Below are 17,214 nucleotides of genomic sequence, written 5' to 3'. Positions count from 1 at the left end.
CGGTCTCATTCCGAACCCGGAAGCTAAGCCCTCCAGCGCCGATGGTACTGCACTCGGGAGGGTGTGGGAGAGTAGGACGCCGCCGGACTTAACGTTGAATGGTAGGCCCACACCAGCACTGGTGTGGGCCTACCACCATATATGCGCGTGAGCGTGTGTGTGTGAGCCTGTCCCGACCGGGACAGGCTCATTTTGCGTTCCGGGGGTGGCGGCGACCGCGGCCGGCGTGGTGGAGTCACGACGGCGGTCGTGTAGCCGGCGGAGGCGGTGGGTAATAGGTGAACGTGATTGTCCGGGTAGGAGCGTTGGCCGTGGCCGTCGGTCTGCTGGCCGGGTGTTCCGCTGCTGACGGCGGTGGGCGTGACTACAACCCGGGGCATCAGCCCCGCTATCTCGTGCCCGACGAGTCGTCCGGCGTTCCCGGGCCGGCGGCGACCTGGCCCGGCTCCGGCACGGGGCTCGGGTTGCCCGGCATCGGCCAGGCGCAGCCGAGCGAGCCCGATCATGTCGTCCGGGGCGGAGCCGTCTCGTCCGTGCAGGGCAAGCCCGCCACGTTCTCCCTGGTCAACAGCGCTGACGTCGTGCAGGTCACGGTCGGCGATCTGGGGGCCGAGCTCTTCTCGGTGGCCACCCCGGCGGAGTCCAAGGTGGTGCCCAAGGTCGACGTCAGGGACGCCACCGTGGTGGCCGGGCTCCGCACCACCGGTCTCGCCGGTCCTGCCCTCGTCACCGTTGTGCTCAGCGACGATGTGCGGTGGATCGTACGGTTGGCCGGCGGCGCCAGCGACCAGACCGTTGACCTCAAGGGCGGTCCGGGCGGCGACGTCGAGTTCTCCGCCGGCACGAGCCGGGCCGAGGTCTCGCTCCCGGCGGCCGGCGGCACCCAGCGCGTAGTTCTCGGCGGCGGCGCGAGCCAGCTGTCGGTGCACCTGACCGGGACGGCACCGGTGCGGGTCGCCGCGAAGAACGGCGCGGGCGAGGTCACCATCGACGGCCAGACCAGATCAGGCGTGCCCGGCGGCTCGACATTCACCGCACCGGGCTGGGAAACCGCAACCGACCGCTTCGACATCGACGCCACCAGCGGCGTCTCCTCCATGACGGTCGCCCGCAGCTGAGCTCCACCGATCAAAACGGCCGGCGCCGGACCCAGCCGCGAGGTATCCAACCGTGAGCTGGGAGCGAGCCGCGAACAGGTCGGAGCGGACCTTCGCAGGCGTTGCGGTGGCAACCGTAGGCGACCTTTCGTCACCCTGCGTTCGCGGGGCGCCAAGCCTTTGACGGGTGACGCGGCGGACAAGCCGGGCTACGCGAGGTCCGGGTCGCCGGTGACCTTGCCGGGGTTGAACAGGTTCCGGGGGTCCAGGGTCTGTTTCACCGCCTGCATCATCGCCAGCACCGGTGGCGCCAGCTCCTGCCGCATGCCGCGGCGTTTCAGCAGGCCCACGCCGTGCTCGCCGGTGACCGTACCGTTGAGGGCGATCGCCGCCGTGAGGATCTCCTCGAACGCTGCCTGGGCCGCTTCCCGGGCCGCGTCGTCGCCCGTGGGCGTGCGGATCAGCGGGTGCAGGTTGCCGTCGCCCGCGTGGGCGATGGTGGCGATCGTCACGCCGTGTCGTGTGGCGATCTCCTCGATCGAGGCCAGCATCGCCGGCACGGCCGATCTTGGCACGCAGACGTCCTCGGTCAGCACCGGGCCCAGCCGTTCCATGGCCGGGTAGGCCAGCCGGCGGGCGGCGAACAGCGCTTCCGCCTCGAACTCGTCCGTCGACTGTTCCGCCCACTGGGCGCCGGCGTCGCGGAAGATCCGGGCCAGTGCGTCCGCCTCGGTCTGGCCGGAGTCGCCCGGGGTGTCGATCTGGGCGAGCAGCAACGCCTCAGCCGTCGCCGACAGGCCCAGGTGCTTCCACTCCTCCACGGCCTGCAGGCACGCCCGGTCCAGCAGTTCCAGCGCCGTCGGGAGCAGGCCCAGGCGGGTGGTCGCGGCCACCGCGTTGCCGGCGGCGACGACGCTGTCAAAGGCGCCGACCACGGTACGGGGAGCAGCCACCCGAGCCGGCCGCAGCCGCAGCGTCACCTCGGTGACCACACCCAGCGTGCCCTCCGCGCCGACGAAGAGGCTGACCAGGTCGTAGCCCGCCACGCCCTTCGTGGTGCGGTGGCCGAGGCGCACCGCCGTACCGTATGCGCCCGCCGGGCCGCCCACGACGGCCTGCAGGCCGAGCACGTAGTCGCGGGTCACGCCGTATTTCAGGCAGCAGAGGCCGCCGGCGTTCGTCGCGACGTTGCCGCCGATGGTCGACCAGGGCGCGCTCGCCGGGTCCGGCGGGTACCAGAGGCCGTGCGCGGCCACCGCGGCCTTCAGGTCGTCGTTGACGACGCCGGGCTGGACCACCGCGATCATGTTGTCCGGGTCGATCTCCAGGATCTTGTTCATCCGGGACAGGTCCAGGATGAGGCTGCCGTCGACCGCGTTGGCCCCGCCGGACAGCCCGGTGCCCGCCCCGCGCGCGACCACCGGGATGCCGCGGGCCGCACAGGCCGCGACGATCGCGCTGACCTCTTCGGTGGTGCGCGGCCGGATCGCGCCGATCGGGGTGCCGGCCGGGGCCCATTCGGCGTCGTCGTGGCTGAGCGAGTCGAGCACGTCCGGGTCGACGATCAGATCGAGGCCGGGCAGGTCCGTCGCCAGCGTGCCGCTCACGGCAGGCCGGCCAGGAACTTCAGCAGCGCCTCGTTCACCAGGTCGGGCTGGTCGATGTTCACCGCGTGCCCGCTGTGCTCCAGGATCAGCGCCCCCGCCCGGGAGTTGCTCGACGCCGCGGCGGTGGCATGCTCGCACGGCCAGAGCTGACTCTCGCGGCCCGCGATGAACAGGCTCGGCACCGACACCCGTGCGACCACGTCACGCCAGTCCTGCTCCGCGTGGTCCTGCAGCAGCGGCCAGGTCTCCGGGGCGCGGGGGTCGCTCATCTGCGGCACCCGGCCGAGCGCCTCGACCAGCCTGCCAAGGCGCTGGACCGACTCGGCGACCGGCAGGCCGCGGCCGGTGTCCGGGACGCCGTCCTCGAAGAACGTGCCGAGGTTGTCGCGGGTCAGGCCGTAGAAGCCGTACGGCCAGACCTCGTCGTTGACCATCTTCGGGGTCTGGTCGAGGGTGACCACGCCGCGCAGCCGGTCGGCGCCGAACAGGTCGTAGTACGCCCAGATCGTGCTGGCGCCCATCGACCCGCCGACGAGCACGACCTCGTGGAGGCCGGTGGCGTCGAGGAAGTCGTGCACGTCCTTGCCGTGCCGGGCCATCCGCTGGCCGTACGCGGGATTCTCCGAACCGCCGTGCGACCGCCGGTCGAAGCCGAGCACCCGGTAGCCGGCGGTGAGCAGGGCCCGGCGCTGCAGTTCCCAGGTCTCGGCCGACGCGGTGAAGCCGGCGATGAGCACCACCGGCTGCCCGGCGCCCGCATCGGTGTGGTGCAGGGTGACACCGTCGCTGGTGACGATCGTCGACATGCCTCGACCCTACGACGGGCTCAGCGCAAGCGCCCGGGAAGACGGCACACAGCTGAAGTCCGGGGGACCGGCGGGCGAACAGCGCTCTTGTCGCTCACCGTTCCCGCGCCGGTCACAACGTCGTGGCCCGGCGGGACGGGACCGGCGCTCATCGTGTGCCCATGCGAATCGCGCTGGTCACGGAGTCCTTCCTGCCGGACGTCAACGGTGTCGCGCACTCGGTCGTCCGCGCGGCCGAGCATCTTGTCCGGCGTGGCCACGCGCCGTTGGTGATCGCTCCGCAGCCGCCGCCCGGCGTCCGGGGCACGGAAGGCGACCTGCCCTATCCGGTGGTGCGCATCCCGTCGCTGCCGATGCCCGGCTACCCGCAGCTCCGGCTCGGGCTGCCGACCCCGGCGCTGACCGCGGCGCTGCGCGGGCACGGCACCGATGTGGTGCACCTGGCCAGCCCGTTTGTGCTCGGCGCGTGGGGTGCGGCCGCCGCCCGGGCGCTGCGGTTGCCGGCCGTCGCGGTCTACCAGACCGACGTGGCGGCGTACGCGCGGGCGTACCGGGTGGCGATGACCGAGCAGGCCGCCTGGCGGTGGATCCGGACCGTGCACAACGCCGCTTTCCGGACGCTGGCGCCGTCGACGGAGTCGGTCGCGGCGCTGGACGGCCGCGGTGTGCGGCGGGTGCACCTGTGGCGGCGCGGCGTTGATGACGTGCGGTTCCATCCGCGGCACCGCAGCGCCGGCATCCGCCGGGCGCTGGCGCCGCGCGGGGAGGTGCTGGTCGGCTTCGTCGGACGGCTCGCGGTGGAGAAGCAGGTCGAGCTGCTGGCGCGGACGAGCCGGCTGCCCGGGGTACGGCTGATCGTCGTCGGCGACGGGCCCGCGGCGGGGACGCTGCGCCAGGCCCTGCCGGAGGCCGTGTTCCTGGGCGCCCGGCACGGGGACCAGCTGGCCCGGATCTACGCGAGCCTCGACGTGTTCGCGCACACCGGCCCGTACGAGACGTTCGGTCAGGCGATCCAGGAGGCGATGGCCAGCGGGTTGCCGGTGGTGGCGCCGGCCGCCGGTGGGCCACTCGACCTGGTCGCGGAGGGGCGCACCGGGCATCTGGTGCCGCCGTACCGGGCGGAGGGGTTCACCGCGGCGATCGCCGGACTGGCCACCGATCCGGCCCGCCGGGCGCAGTTCGGGGCGGCGGCGCGGGTGGCGGTCGAGGGGCGCACCTGGGCGGCCGTGGGTGACGAGCTGATCGGCCACTATGCGGCGGCGCTGCGGCCGGCCGCCGACCGGCTGCTGGTGGCGGCGTGAGGATCGTCCGGCTCGCCAACTTCGTCACGGCCCGCTCGGGTGGCCTGCGTACCGCGCTGCGCGAGCTGGGCGCCGGCTACCTGGCGGCCGGGCACTCCCCGGTGCTGATCGTGCCCGGCGCCCGGCACGCGGACGTCGAGACCGAGCAGGGGCGGGTCATCACCCTGCCCGGCCCCGAGGTGCCGCGGCTGGGCGGGTACCGGGTGCTGCTCGACCGGCGCCGGGTGGCGGACACGCTGGACCGGCTGCGCCCGGATCATCTGGAGGTCTCCGACCGGACCACGTTGCGCTGGACCGGCGGCTGGGCGCGGCGGCGCGGCGTGCCGTCGATGATGGTCTCGCACGAGAGCCTGGACGGGCTGCTGCGGCTGTTCGGTGGCGGTGGCGGGCCGTGGCTGGCCGATCGGCTCAACGCGCGCAGCGCCGCCGGCTTCGACCGGATCGTCTGCACCACCGGCTGGGCGGCGGCCGAGTTCGAGCGGCTCGGGGTGCGCGACGTGGCTCGCGTACCGCTGGGGGTTGATCTTGAGGTCTTCGCGCCGGGCCGGCACGATCCGGCGCTGCGCCGCCGGTGGGCGGCGCCCGGCGACGCCCTGCTGGTGCACTGTGGCCGGCTGTCGGCGGAGAAGCAGCCGCAGCGCTCGCTCGCGGCCCTGGCCGAGGTGCACGCGGCCGGCGTGCCCGCGGTGCTGGTGGTCGCCGGGGGTGGGCCGCTGCGGCCGGCGTTGCAGGCCGAGGCGGCCGCGCGCGGGCTGCCGGTGCGCTTCATCGGTCATCTGCGCGACCGCGCCGAGCTGGCCGCGCTGCTGGCGACCGCGGACGTCGCGCTGGCGCCCGGGCCGATCGAGACGTTCGGCCTGGCCGCGCTCGAGGCCCTGGCCAGCGGTACGCCGGTGGTGGTCAGTGCCGCGAGCGCGCTGCCCGAGGTGATCGGGACGGCCGGCCTGGCCGCCACGACGGACGCCTCCTACGGTGCCGCGGTCCGCGCCCTGCTGGACCGCCCGGGTCGCCGGGCCGCCGCCCGCGCCCAGGCCGAACGGTTCCCCTGGTCCGCGTCGGTGGCCGGCTTCCTGGCGCTGATCACCGCAGGCCGAGCGAGCGCCAGTCGACGAACTTGAAGTCGGTGCTGACCCGGCCGTCGTCCGGGGTGTTCTCGCCGTCGTGCAGCACCAGCAGGCCCTTCGGGTAGCCGGGCAGCCGGGCCGAGGTGGCGGCGGCCCCGTCGGAGTGCTGGACGCCGTCCGTGGCCGGCCCGTCCACCACCGCGAAGCTGCTCAGCGGGCGGTTGGTGCGGCGGTCGTAGACGTAGAACCGGCTGTCGCCCTGGCTGGAGACCAGCAGGTAGTCCTCGTAGAGCGTCGCGCCCTCGACGTCGGCCCGGATGCGGCCGCCGTAGCCGGGGTCGTGCGCGGTGTCCAGGGTGCAGTCCGCGCCGTACGGGACGCCGTACTCCGCGACGCGCTCGACGATCGACCGGCGCTTGGTCCGCAGGTCGATGCGCCACAGGCCGACGTCCTCCTGGCTGGCGTAGAGCACGTTCGCCCGCGCGTCGATCACCATGCCCTCCACCTGCGGGTCCTCGCCGGGGTCGCCGCACGGCTGCCAGGTCGTCCCGTTCGGCAGCCGGAAGCTCCTCGGCAGGTCCAGCGTCTCCCGCCGGGCATAGCCGACCTTGCCGCCGTGCGCCCGGAGCCGGAAGAAGCCGAGCCGGGTGGTGTGGCGCCGGCTGACCACGGCCAGGTCGCCGCGCAGCGCCAGGCCGTAGCCGGTGGCCTGCTCCTGGACCTCGGCCTGGTCGGCGGAGAAGAGCAGCGGCGGGTCGGCGACGGTGACGTCACGCAGCCGGCTGGTCGCCAGGTCGATCCGGTAGAAGCGGAGCTGGTCGCGGCCGCGGTCGGTGACCACCGCCAGGTCGGCGGTCGACTTGCCGAGGCGGAAGCCGGTGACGATGTCGACGTTGTTGAAGCGGCCGCCGGCCGGGGTGGGGATCGCCTGGACCTCGCGGCCGGCCAGGTCGTAGACCCGCAGGCCGCCGTTCTTGGCGGTGCCGATCACCAGACTGCGGGCCCGGTCCCGCGGGTGCACCCAGATGGCGGGGTCGTCGGCGTCGGCGTCGCCGCCGGCCTCGTCGTCGAAGAGCGCGGGCGTTTCGGTGCGGGCGGTGATCTGCCGGTCCGCCGGCTGCCCTTCGGCAGCCTGGGCGGTGCCCGAGGCGACGGGGAGAGTCACGGCGGAGGCCAGGATCAGGGCAAGGGTACGGCGCATAAGCAGCGAGACTTCCCCGTGGTGATGACCGTACGGTGGCCCGCGGCAGCCGTGGTGATGAACGGTCGGTGCGGCATGATGGCCGGGTGACCGGGGGCTATCTCAAGGGCCGGATCCGTCGGGAGGACATCATCACGACGGCCGTCGCGGTGTACGCGGAAGCCGGCTACCACGGCTCCTCCCTGCGCGAGATCGCCCGTCGTGTCGGCATCACCCACGCCGGCCTGCTGTATTACTTCCCGACCAAGGAATCCCTGCTGGCGGCGGTGCTCGAACGCCGGGACGCGCAGGACACCGAACGGGAGCGGCTGGCCGTCCCGCCCGGCCGCGAGGCCCTGGCCCACCTGGTCGCGCTCGCCGAGCACAACGTGCGCCACCCCGGCATCGTCGACGTGTACGCCCGGCTGGCCGCCGAAGCAGTCGCGGCGGATCACCCCGCGCACGACTACTTCGAACGGCACTACCGGCTGGCCCGCCGGTACGCGGTCGACTCGTTCAAGGTGCTGGCCGCGCGAGGCGAGCTGCGCGCGGGCATCGACCCGGAGCTCGCCGGCCTGAACCTGGTCGCGGTGATGGACGGCCTCCAGGTGCAGTGGCTGTCCAACGCCCACGCGGTCGACCTGGTCGGTGCGTTGCGCTACCACCTCGAGGACCTGCTGACGGTCCCGCTCGACTAGAGCGTCCGGGCGTACGGGTCCCAGCCGGCGGGCAGGGTGGGTGGCGCCTCGGCGGTGCTGGGCACGACCACCGGCCGCCGGTCGGCGATCGACTCGTTGATGGCCTGCATCGCGTCGAGCACGTGGTAGGCGAGTGCTCCCGAGGCCCGTTCGGGCACGCCGGCCCGGATCGCCCGGGCCAGCTCGAGGACGCCGGTGCCTCGCGAGGCCGGATGTCCCCGCGCGGCCAGCTCCTGCGGTTCGCCGGCGAGCGGGTGCAGCAGCGTCGGCCCGTCGAACCGGTTCGGATCCGGCAGGACGGCGGTGCCGAGCGTCCCGGCGACCTCGAGGGTGGTCCGGGGCAGCGCCGAGTCGAAGGTCAGCACCAGCTGCGCGGAGCCGCCCCGGCCGAACTCCAGCAGCGCCGTCACGGTGGTGGGGACGGTGACCGGGAACTCCGTACCGGCTCGGGGGCCGGAGCCGATCACTCGGGTCGGGCGGGCCCGGCCGCCGGTCGCGGTGACCCGGCCGATCGGGCCCAGCAGGTGCACCAGCGCGGTCAGGTAGTACGGGCCCATGTCCAGCAGCGGACTGCCGCCGGCCTGGAAGAGGAACTCCGGCGCGGGATGCCAGCTCTCCGGCCCCGGCGACTGGAACAGCGCCAGGGCGGTGCGCGGCTCGCCGATCCGGCCGGCGTCGACGGCCCGCCGCGCGGTCTGCAGCCCGGCACCGAGCACTGTGTCCGGTGCGCTCGCCGCCCTGAGGCCCAGCTCGTGGGCGCGGTCCAGGAGCTTGCGGGCGGACGGGCGGTCGAGCGCGAGCGGCTTCTCCGCCCACACGTGCTTGCCGGCCTCCAGCGCGGCCAGGCCGACGTCGACGTGGGCGGCCGGAATCGTGAGGTTGACGACGAGTTCCACAGCCGGATCGGCGAGCAGCTCGGCGGCGGTGCCCGCGGCGGGGACGCCGTGCCGGGCCGCCTGCGCGGCGGCCCGGCCGGGGTCCAGGTCGGCGACCATCCGGACGTCCAGGTCCGGGAAGGCGGTGAGGTTCCGCAGGTACGTCTCGCTGATCGTGCCCGCACCGATGACACCGACGCGGACCGGTCCGGCGCTCACCGCTGCATCCCGTCCGGCTGCTCGGTCTCCCGCAGGAACGCGAGGCTGGCCGCCAGGCCGGCGAAGATGTCGCCGTCGTAGCGGTCGAACTCGACCACCCGCAGGGCCTGCGGCGCCGCGGCGAGCACGTCGGCGACCGGGACCCGGCCCTGCCCGGCGGGGACCTGGCCGGAGCCGTCGGTGGCGAGGCCGCCGTCCTTGACGTGGATCGCCCGCACCCGGTCACCGAGGCCGCGGAGCAGGGCCGGTGCCTGCGCGCCGCCGGCCGTTGCCCAGTAGGTGTCCACTTCGAGCACCACGGCGGGGTCGAGCCGACCGGCGAGGACCTCCAGGGCGGTCCGATTGCCGATCCTCGATTCCAGCTCCCAGAAGTGGTTGTGGTATCCGACCGTGACGCCGTGCTCCGCGGCCACCTTCGCGGCGTCGTTGAGGGCGGTCGCGGTGGTGGCGATGTCGGCGGGATCGTGCCAGCGGGCCGGTTCGACCAGTGGGTCGATGACGATGCCGATGCCGAGCTCGGCGGCCGCGGCGAACACCGCGTGCTGGTCGATCCGCGGGTCGAGGAGCCTGGCATGGGCGGTCGGCGCGGTCAGGCCGAGTGCGGGCAGGGCGGTGCGCAGCACGGCCAGGTTCTCCCGTACGCCGTACGGCTCGACCTGGGTGAAGCCGAGTTCGGCCAGGTGGGAGAGGGTGCCGGTGGGATTGTGGGCGAAGGCGTCCCGGACTGAGTACAGCTGGACGGAAAGCTTGCTCATCGCTACCTCCAAGCGGTCTTCGCTTTTTTCTACCAGCTGGTCAAAATCCTGGCTAGAGAGCGCTCTCTCAATCAGCGAATCAGCACTTTTATAACTCGCCGGTATTTCGTGGGATAAACGCGAATGGTGCGGCGTCAATGGGTGCGAACCGGTACCAATAACCCGAAAGTACGAGCGCCGATGACCGCATGTTGAGCGCTCATCGGCCGTTCGGATGATTGGCCACCCAAGAAACCATTCTCGGGTTTTCCCGCTCAGTCCTCATGCGACACGGAATATCACCTAATCGGGTTAATGTGGCGGTACATCCACAATTCGGGCAGTTGATCATGATTGTGTGGATCTAGCAATAAACCTGCCGAGAAAAGGTGGTTCCATGAGTAAGGCAACACGAATGCTGGCCATGGCCGGAATGGCCCTGGTCGCCGGTGCGACGTTCAGCGCCGGTCCCGCGGCGGCGTCGACGTCGACCGCCCAGGGAACCACGGCTGCCAAGCAGAGCACCCAGCAGCAGGCCGACACCAGCCACAGGCGCGACTGGATCCAGGGCTACTACCGCACCCGCATGCAGTGCGAGCGCGTCGGTCGCATCGGTGAGCGCTTCGACCGCTGGGACGACTACGAGTGCGACCGCGTGCGTCGCGGTTTCCGGACGTTCTGGCGCCTCGAGGTCGAGCGCGACTGGCACGGTGGCGGCCACTGGAACAACGGCGGCGGTCACTGGAACAACGGTGGCGGTCACTGGAACAACGGTGGCGGCCACTGGAACAACGGTGGTGGCCACGACGGTGACTGGAACGGTGGCCACGACGGCCCGCGTCGCTGACGTCTAGCCCTACCTGACCCGACGGGACGTCGACGGCCCGCGAGCTCGCCGGCCGGTAACGTCGAACAGGCCACACCCGTGCGGGGTGTGGCCTGTTCTTGTTTCCGGCTCCGCGCCGGACCGCGTTACTTGGTGATCTTCTTCGTGTAGCTCTTGCCCACGGAGGTGTTACCGACCTTGTCCGAGCCCCAGTAGGTCACCGTCAGGGTGCCCTTCTTGACGCCCTTGAGGCCGAGACTCCAGCCGCCGGTGGCGCCCGGCGTCACGGTGATCACCGCTGCCTTGGCCGAGGCCTGGCTCTTCGAGGTGGTCTTCACCCAGGAGCTGCCGGTGTAGTAGTACCACTTGCCGTTCCGCTGCTCGATCAGCTTCACCCGGACCCGGGCCACGCCGACACCCTTGTCGGTCGCCGTACCGGTGATCTTCGACCAGGACGACGCCTTCTCGGCGTTCTTCGGCGCGCTGAACGTCACGACCGGCTTGTAGGTGTCCTTGGTGACCTTGACCGAGCCGACCGTGACCGGAGTGCCGGCCCCGGCCTTGTTGAACAGCGTCACCTTGACCGTGAACGTGCCGGCCTTCGGATAGGTGTGCGCCACGCCGCCGACGTTGCCGGACAGCGTGGTGATCGCCCCGTCGCCCCAGGCGACGGTCACCTTGCTCGCGCTGCCGGTCCCGCTGAGGCCCAGCTTGACCGACTGGGTGGCCCAGATCGCCTTGGTGTTCAGCGCGAACGTGCCGGGCTGGGCCGAGACGATCACCGTGGACGGACCGGTGAAGGCCGCCCCCGCGGTGTTGCCGGCCTCGTCGGTCAGCGCGACCGAGACCGCGAAGCTGCCGGCCGCCGGATAGGTGTGGGTGGCGGTGGTGGCCCCGGCCGCCAGGGTCTGCGGCACGCTGCCGTCGCCCCAGGTGACGACCCGGGTGATCCCCGCCGCCGCGCTGACGTCGTCGGCGAGCGCGGTCTGGGTCAGCGTGACGGTCTGGCCGGGCCAGACCGCCGTCGTGTCGAAGGTGAAGGTGCCGGTCGGTGCGGTGCCGTCCAGGACGCCGACGGTGGACCGCGGCTGCGGGTCCGCGGTGACCGGCGTGTGCGCGACGAAGTAGTTGACCAGCATGGTCAGGTCGTTGTCGCCGGTCGTCCTGCGGTCGGTGCCCTTGCCCAGGGTGGCGAAGTTGTCCCCGCCGGCCGCGAGGAACGAGTTCGTCGTGACCCGGTAGGTGCCCGTCGGGTTCAGCGTGACCCCGTTGAGCTTGAGCGACGCGGCGATGATCCGCTGACCCCGCGGCTGCTTGTCGTCGTAGGCGTAGGTGAGCCCCTTCGACACGCCCAGGTGCAGCACCGGCCGGGAGGCCCCGTCCGGCTGCCACTGCTCCTCCAGCGCCTGCTTGACCTGCGCGCCGGTGAGCGTCTGGGTGACCACGTCGTTCGAGAACGGCTGCACGGCGAACGCGTCCGCGTAGGTGATCGTGCCGTCGGTGCCGTACTTGAGGTCGGCGCGCAGGCCGCCCGGGTTCATCAGCGCGAGCTGCGCGCCGCCGCGACCGGCCTCGCTGGTCTGGTCGAGCTGCACGTCGGCGATGAAGTTGCCCATCACCGACTCGATGCCGCGGTTCTCGGTGCCGTTGGCGTAGCCGCGCAGGATGTCCGCGGTGATCCTGCCGAGCGGCTGCTTGCCGAGCTCGGCGGCCTTCGCCTTGGCGGTGGCCACGATCTCCGCGACCTTCGCGTTCGGCGTCGCGCCGACGACCGGCAGCAGCTCGGCGGTGGAGGCGGTCACCGACTTGGTGGCCGGGTCGTAGGTGAGGACGGCCTTGCCGAGCTTTTCGCCGTAGTCCTCCGCCTGGATCACCGGGCGGGTCTTGGCGGTGCCGGGTACCGGCACCTGGAAGGCGTACGGCTGGTGGGTGTGTCCGCTGAAGATGGCGTCGATCTCGGCGCTCACCTTGGTGAAGTCACCGAAGACCGGGTCGGCCACCAGCTGCGCCGCAGAACCGATGTTCTCGGTGGCGGCACCCTCGTGCGCGAGCAGCACGAGCACGTCGGCCTCGCCGTTAGCGGCGTTACCGTCCGACAGCTCGCCGGCCAGCTTGTTCGCCTCGGCCACCGGGTCGCGGAACTGCACGCCGGCGATGCCGTCCGGGCTGACCAGCGAACCGGTCTGCTCGGTCACCACGCCGATGTAGCCGACCCGGACGCCGCCCAGGCTCTGCACCGAGTAGCCGGGCAGCACCCGCTTGTCGTCGGAGTAGACGTTCGCCGCCAGGTACGGGAACTCGGCCCGGTCCTCGACCCGGCCCAGCAGGTCGGCGAGGCCCTTGTCGAACTCGTGGTTGCCGACCGCGGCGACGTTCAGGCCGCCGGCGTTCAGCGCGTCGATGGTCGGGTTGTCGGCGTCGATCGCGGAGATGAACGTCGACGCGCCGATGTTGTCACCGGCGGAGACCCACGCGGTGTTCGGGTTGGCCGCCCGCAGCTGGTCGACCAGCCCGACGAGCTGCGCCGCCCCGCCGACGGCCTGGCCGCCCACGGTTGACGGCGACTCCAGCCGCCCGTGGAAGTCGTTGATGCTGAGCAGCTGGAGGTCGACCGGCTTGGTGAGCCCGGTCTCCAGGCCGACCACGACCGGGTCGTGGTCGCTGGCCCGGTACGGGCCGTCCGCGTAGAACGACGCGAGGCCGTCGTACTGGTAGGCGAAGGACTCGACGGAGTTGATGTTCCAGATGTCCACGCCGGTGACCCGCTCGGCGAGCGAGGCCGTGGCCAGCCCGTGGTCGAGCGACCCGGTCTCGCCGCCGAAGACGTACGAGTACTTGCCCGGCGCCTTGGTGGTGTGCACGTCGGTGAAGCCCTTGTCGTACAGGGCCTGCATCGGGTCTTCCTGGGTGTACGCGTTGAAGTCGCCGAGCAGCAGCACCTGGTCGCTGCCGCTGCTGGTCTTCAGCGTGTCGACGAAGCCGGCCAGCGAGTTCGCCTGCCGGACCCGGTCACCGTTGAACGGGCCTTGTCCGTCGCCGCTGTCGACGTTGTCGCCGGTCGGCGTGGTCGAGGCGCTCTTGGACTTGAAGTGGTTCGCCACCACGGTGAAGGTGATGGCGCCCGAGGTGAAGGTCTGCGCGATCGGCTCGCGGGCGTTGGACCACACCGTCTCGTCGTTGATCGCCCGGGCGGCGCCCTTCGGCGTCACCGCGGCCGGCTTGAAGATGATCGCGGTGGTGATGACGTCCTGCTGCGCGGCGGCCGGCAGCTCCGCCGGCGACCGGACGTAGTCCCAGGTGCCCGCGCCGTCGACCGCGTTGAGCGCGCCGACCAGGGTCTTGAGCGCCAGCTGCGGGTTGTCGGTCTCGAACCGGATCGAGTTTTCGATCTCCATGAGCGCGACGACGTCGGCGTCCAGCGCGGTGATCGCCGAGACGATCTTCGCCTGCTGCTTGGCCAGCGCGGCCTCGCTGGTGGCCCCGCGCGCCTCGCCACCGAAGTGGACGAAGTAGTTCAGCACGTTGAAGCTGGCCACCTTGATGTCGCCGCCGACGGCGGCCGGCGCGGCGGTGCGCGGGTTGCTGTCCTTGAACGTCGTGCGCGCGGTCGGCGAGGTGTCCGCGTCGACCGGGGTGGTCGGCTGCAGGCGCCACTCGCTGAACCCGAAGGCCAGCACGGACGGGCCGAACGACTCGACCGTGTCGCCCACCCGGACCGGGTCGGTCTTCGACAGGTACGGCGGCGCGAGGCCGGCCGTCGCCAGGTTTGTGGTGCGGCCGTCGTCGACCAGGATGCGGCCGAGCTTGTTGGCGGCCTTCACCTGCGCCGCGGCCTCGGTGCCGGGACGGGCCACGTCGGTCGGTACGCGCGCCGGCTCGTTGCCGGCGGCCAGCACGATCTCGCCGTACCGGTTGGTGTTGTAGACGTCGGAGACGCTGAACGCCCCGACCGGGGCCACCAGCATCGCCTCCGCGGACTCGCGGGCGTCGTCAGCCAGCGGCAGGCTCAGCGCCACCGGGGCCGGCAGGGTTGCGTCGTGCGCGCAGACCTGCACGTCGGTCTTGGCCGCGATGCTCAGCTGGGTGAAGCCGTTGAACTCGTTGGCCGTGCCGTTGACGCGCACCAGGTCACCGATGGCGACTGCCGGGGCGGTGCCGGTGGGCAGGTAGACGAAGATGCCGTCGGAGGCCGTACCCGCGGCGACCGGGCGCTCCCCGCCGCTGCCGGCGGTCTGCACGTAGATGCCGTTGTAGCCACCGGTGCGGTGGTCGGCGGTCACGACGCCCTCGACGGTGACCCGGGTGCCGGCCAGCGTGGTACCCGCGCCGGTGCCCTGCACCTGGGCGATGGTGTGGTCCGGCGTGACGGTGCAGTCCGGGGTCGGCTCGGGGTCGGGATCCGGGTCCGGGGCCGCGGCGTTGCGCACGCCGAAGCTGTTGGCGGCCGGCGCCTTCCAGCTGCCGTCGATCTTCTGCAGCGAGTCGGCGGCCGTGGTGCTGTCACCCTCGGCGACGCCGATGTCCACTCCGGAGCTTCCCGCGGCGGGGCCACCGGTGGCCGTGAAGGTGCCCTCGTAGGTCAGGAACTCGGTGACCGCACCGGTCGCGTCGACCAGTGCCACGCCGTCCGGGGCGCCGTTCTGGATCCCGTTCGCCGGATACCGCTGGACGACCACACCGGCGGCCGGCACGACCCCGCTGAGCGTCGCGGTGTTGTACGAGGCGCCGCCGGTGCCGTTGTAGAGCACGATCTGCCAGCCGGTCAGGTCGAAGCCCGCGGGCGCCTCGACCTCGATGGCCTCGCCGCTGTCCGTGCCGGAATTGTCATAGTGAATTTCGCTGATGAATGGTCCCGCTGCGACTTCCGCGGCGTGGACCGGACCGGCGAAGCTCAGGCCGAGCGCGGTGGTCACAACCGCGGCTCCGAGAGCGTGCCGCCCTGACCGGCGCCGGTTGGCGGCCCCGGCCGTGGGCATAGATCGACGCATTGAGTTTTGTCCTTCCGAGGAACTAGTGCGCCGCAGCGTAAGCAGGTCCAATGACGATCAACGCTCGTTCAGGTAACGAACAGGCATAGGGAAGCTGTGCACCGTCGATGGATGGGCGAGATGCAGCTGAATGTGCGTTCTGCGAATCGGGAACCCCGGGCCCGGCGAAGGCCGGGCCGGTTATTCAACCGACCGACCGATTCTTTCAGCCGATCGTCCGATCTTGCTCGCGGGCCGGGCGGCCGGCCCGCGGCCGGGCCGGTCGCGGGCCGCACACGTGTTTCCGCTGGTCGCCCGGAAGATGATGCGCGTCGATCGATGACCGGTACGTGGTCCATTGTCGACAGCCGGTGGCGACGTGCTCGCCGATCTTCAACGCGAGCACGAGCGTGCCTCACGTATAGTCGCCGCCGATCATCTGTTGTCCTTCTCACGGGGGTTTCTGCATGTCTCTGTTCCACCGCAAGGCACTGGCCGGTATCGGTTTCACCGCCGTCGCTGTCGCTTCCACCGCGCTTTTCGCGATGCCCGCCCAGGCCGCCTCGGCCGGCCTGGCGAAGGTGACCGGCTCGGCCACCGTGCAGTTCAACGCGCTGCTCGGCAAGAGCAACTCGCTGACCATCACCATCTCCGGCCGCACGGTCACGCTGAACGACAAGGTCGCCATCAAGGCCGGTAAGGGCTGCAAGGCGGTCAAGGGCGACAAGACCAAGGTCAAGTGCACGACCAAGAAGAAGACGACGAAGCTCAGCATCGCCCTCGGCGACAAGAACGACTCCGTCACCAACAAGACCTCCGTCTACATGCTGGCCGACGGCGGCAGCGGCAACGACACCCTCACCGGCGGCTCCGCCAAGGACCAGCTGCAGGGCGGCACGGGCAACGACAAGCTGTACGGCAAGGGCGGCGCCGACATCATGTTCGGTGAGTCCGGCAACGACCACATCGTCGGCAGCACCGGCAACGACCAGATCGACGCCGGCTCGGGCACCGACAAGGCGTACGGCGACTCGGGCAACGACGAGATCTACGGCGGCACCGGCAAGGACCGCCTCGTCGGCGGCACCGGCAACGACATCCTCGACGGCGCCACCGACGTCGACACCCTGTACGGCGACTCGGGCAACGACACCCTCTACGGCTGGGACGGCAACGACGTCCTCTCCGGCGGCACCGGCAACGACAAGCTCCGGGGCGAGAAGGGCAACGACACCATCTCCGGTGGCACCGGCGCCGACGACATCGCGGGCGAGGCGGGCAACGACACCGTGTCGGCCGGCGACGGCGAGGACGTGGTCGGCGGCGGCGCGGGCAACGACAAGCTCGTCGGTGGCGTGGGCCGGGACTACCTGGTCGGCCAGGACGGCAGCGACACGATCTCCGGCAGCACCGAGGACGACATCCTCGTCGGTGAGGACACCGACGACAGCGGCAACCCGATCGGCAGCGACTCGGCCCTCGACAAGCTCGACGGCGGCGCCAACAACTCGCAGGGCGACATCTGCCTGGTGATGGCCGCGGGCACGGCGACCAACTGCGAGCTCGGCAACTTCCTCGCGGTGGCCCGGAGCGCGTCGGCGGCCACGCCGGCGGCCGGGGTCGCGGAGATCCAGCAGGGCAAGGCGCGCCTGGCCGCCGTGCTGGCGAACCGGTAACACCTGATCCATCCGGCCCGGCCGGGCGGGACGCCGATGGCGCCCCGGCCCGACCGGGCCGTTCTGTTTCTCCGGCCGGGCCGCTCTGTTTCTCCGGTCGCCGGCACCTTCTCCGGTTGCCCGCACCGAGGTCGCTACCGCGGTGTCGCCCCGGGCCGGCCGGC

12 protein-coding genes and 1 rRNA gene are annotated in these 17,214 nt (G+C 71.8%); 7 read left to right on the top strand and 6 right to left on the bottom strand.

Annotation, left to right across the window (positions count from 1 at the left end):
• Together rrf and ACIBQZ_RS21600 are read left to right on the top strand one after the other, a co-directional pair.
• Nucleotides 1-88, top strand: a 5S ribosomal RNA gene (rrf, locus tag ACIBQZ_RS21605); the annotation flags it as partial.
• 223 nt (nucleotides 89-311) lie between these two features.
• Nucleotides 312-1,118: a hypothetical protein gene (locus ACIBQZ_RS21600; RefSeq protein WP_396090512.1), complete on the top strand. Its 807-nt coding sequence runs from the start codon at nucleotides 312-314 to the stop codon at nucleotides 1,116-1,118.
• 188 nt (nucleotides 1,119-1,306) lie between these two features.
• On the opposite strand, the gene ACIBQZ_RS21595 is transcribed toward ACIBQZ_RS21600, so the two are convergent.
• Both ACIBQZ_RS21595 and ACIBQZ_RS21590 read right to left on the bottom strand, forming a co-directional pair.
• The gene (locus tag ACIBQZ_RS21595; protein WP_396090511.1) at nucleotides 1,307-2,704 is read right to left on the bottom strand and encodes an FAD-binding oxidoreductase; all 1,398 of its coding nucleotides are present in this window, start codon (nucleotides 2,702-2,704) and stop codon (nucleotides 1,307-1,309) included.
• Complete coding sequence (locus tag ACIBQZ_RS21590) at nucleotides 2,701-3,510, bottom strand: alpha/beta fold hydrolase (RefSeq protein ID WP_396090510.1); 810 nt, start codon at nucleotides 3,508-3,510, stop codon at nucleotides 2,701-2,703. The genes ACIBQZ_RS21595 and ACIBQZ_RS21590 overlap by 4 nt, the downstream gene beginning before the upstream one ends.
• 161 nt (nucleotides 3,511-3,671) lie before the next feature.
• Here ACIBQZ_RS21590 and ACIBQZ_RS21585 point away from each other — a divergent pair, with 161 nt between their 5' ends.
• Nucleotides 3,672-4,811, top strand: coding sequence for a glycosyltransferase family 4 protein (locus ACIBQZ_RS21585; RefSeq protein WP_396090509.1), 1,140 nt, complete (start codon nucleotides 3,672-3,674; stop codon nucleotides 4,809-4,811).
• The gene (locus ACIBQZ_RS21580; protein ID WP_396090508.1) at nucleotides 4,808-5,929 is read left to right on the top strand and encodes a glycosyltransferase; all 1,122 of its coding nucleotides are present in this window, start codon (nucleotides 4,808-4,810) and stop codon (nucleotides 5,927-5,929) included. Before ACIBQZ_RS21585 ends, ACIBQZ_RS21580 begins: the two co-directional genes overlap by 4 nt.
• Here the strand turns inward: ACIBQZ_RS21580 and ACIBQZ_RS21575 are convergent.
• A complete protein-coding gene (locus ACIBQZ_RS21575; RefSeq protein WP_396090507.1) occupies nucleotides 5,892-7,040 on the bottom strand; it encodes a phytase in 1,149 nt (382 codons plus the stop codon). The two genes, ACIBQZ_RS21580 and ACIBQZ_RS21575, sit on opposite strands and share 38 nt — an antisense overlap.
• 122 nt (nucleotides 7,041-7,162) lie before the next feature.
• On the opposite strand from ACIBQZ_RS21575, the gene ACIBQZ_RS21570 reads away from it, so the two are divergent.
• On the top strand, nucleotides 7,163-7,753 hold the full coding sequence (locus ACIBQZ_RS21570; RefSeq protein WP_396090506.1) for a TetR/AcrR family transcriptional regulator: 591 nt from the start codon (nucleotides 7,163-7,165) through the stop codon (nucleotides 7,751-7,753).
• On the opposite strand, the gene ACIBQZ_RS21565 is transcribed toward ACIBQZ_RS21570, so the two are convergent.
• Entirely contained in the window at nucleotides 7,750-8,847 is a 1,098-nt protein-coding gene (locus ACIBQZ_RS21565) for a Gfo/Idh/MocA family protein (RefSeq protein WP_396090505.1), read from the bottom strand. The genes ACIBQZ_RS21570 and ACIBQZ_RS21565 overlap by 4 nt on opposite strands.
• Nucleotides 8,844-9,602 (bottom strand): sugar phosphate isomerase/epimerase family protein, encoded by a 759-nt coding sequence (locus ACIBQZ_RS21560; RefSeq protein ID WP_396090504.1) that lies wholly within the window; start codon nucleotides 9,600-9,602, stop codon nucleotides 8,844-8,846. Before ACIBQZ_RS21560 ends, ACIBQZ_RS21565 begins: the two co-directional genes overlap by 4 nt.
• A 376-nt stretch (nucleotides 9,603-9,978) precedes the next feature.
• On the opposite strand from ACIBQZ_RS21560, the gene ACIBQZ_RS21555 reads away from it, so the two are divergent.
• Complete coding sequence (locus tag ACIBQZ_RS21555) at nucleotides 9,979-10,428, top strand: hypothetical protein (RefSeq protein WP_396090503.1); 450 nt, start codon at nucleotides 9,979-9,981, stop codon at nucleotides 10,426-10,428.
• 125 nt (nucleotides 10,429-10,553) lie between these two features.
• Here ACIBQZ_RS21555 and ACIBQZ_RS21550 read toward each other — a convergent pair whose 3' ends face one another.
• Nucleotides 10,554-15,320, bottom strand: coding sequence for an ExeM/NucH family extracellular endonuclease (locus ACIBQZ_RS21550; RefSeq protein ID WP_396090502.1), 4,767 nt, complete (start codon nucleotides 15,318-15,320; stop codon nucleotides 10,554-10,556).
• Between the two features lie 521 nt (nucleotides 15,321-15,841).
• Between ACIBQZ_RS21550 and ACIBQZ_RS21545 the strand changes: the two genes are divergently transcribed.
• The gene (locus ACIBQZ_RS21545) at nucleotides 15,842-17,050 is read left to right on the top strand and encodes a calcium-binding protein (protein WP_396090501.1); all 1,209 of its coding nucleotides are present in this window, start codon (nucleotides 15,842-15,844) and stop codon (nucleotides 17,048-17,050) included.
• Nucleotides 17,051-17,214 lie beyond the last annotated feature (164 nt).

This window comes from Actinoplanes sp. NPDC049599 (genome assembly GCF_044465625.1).
GTDB lineage: Bacteria > Actinomycetota > Actinomycetes > Mycobacteriales > Micromonosporaceae > Actinoplanes.
Note: the sequence above shows the minus strand (reverse complement) of the source record. Positions and strands in the feature narration are given on the sequence as shown.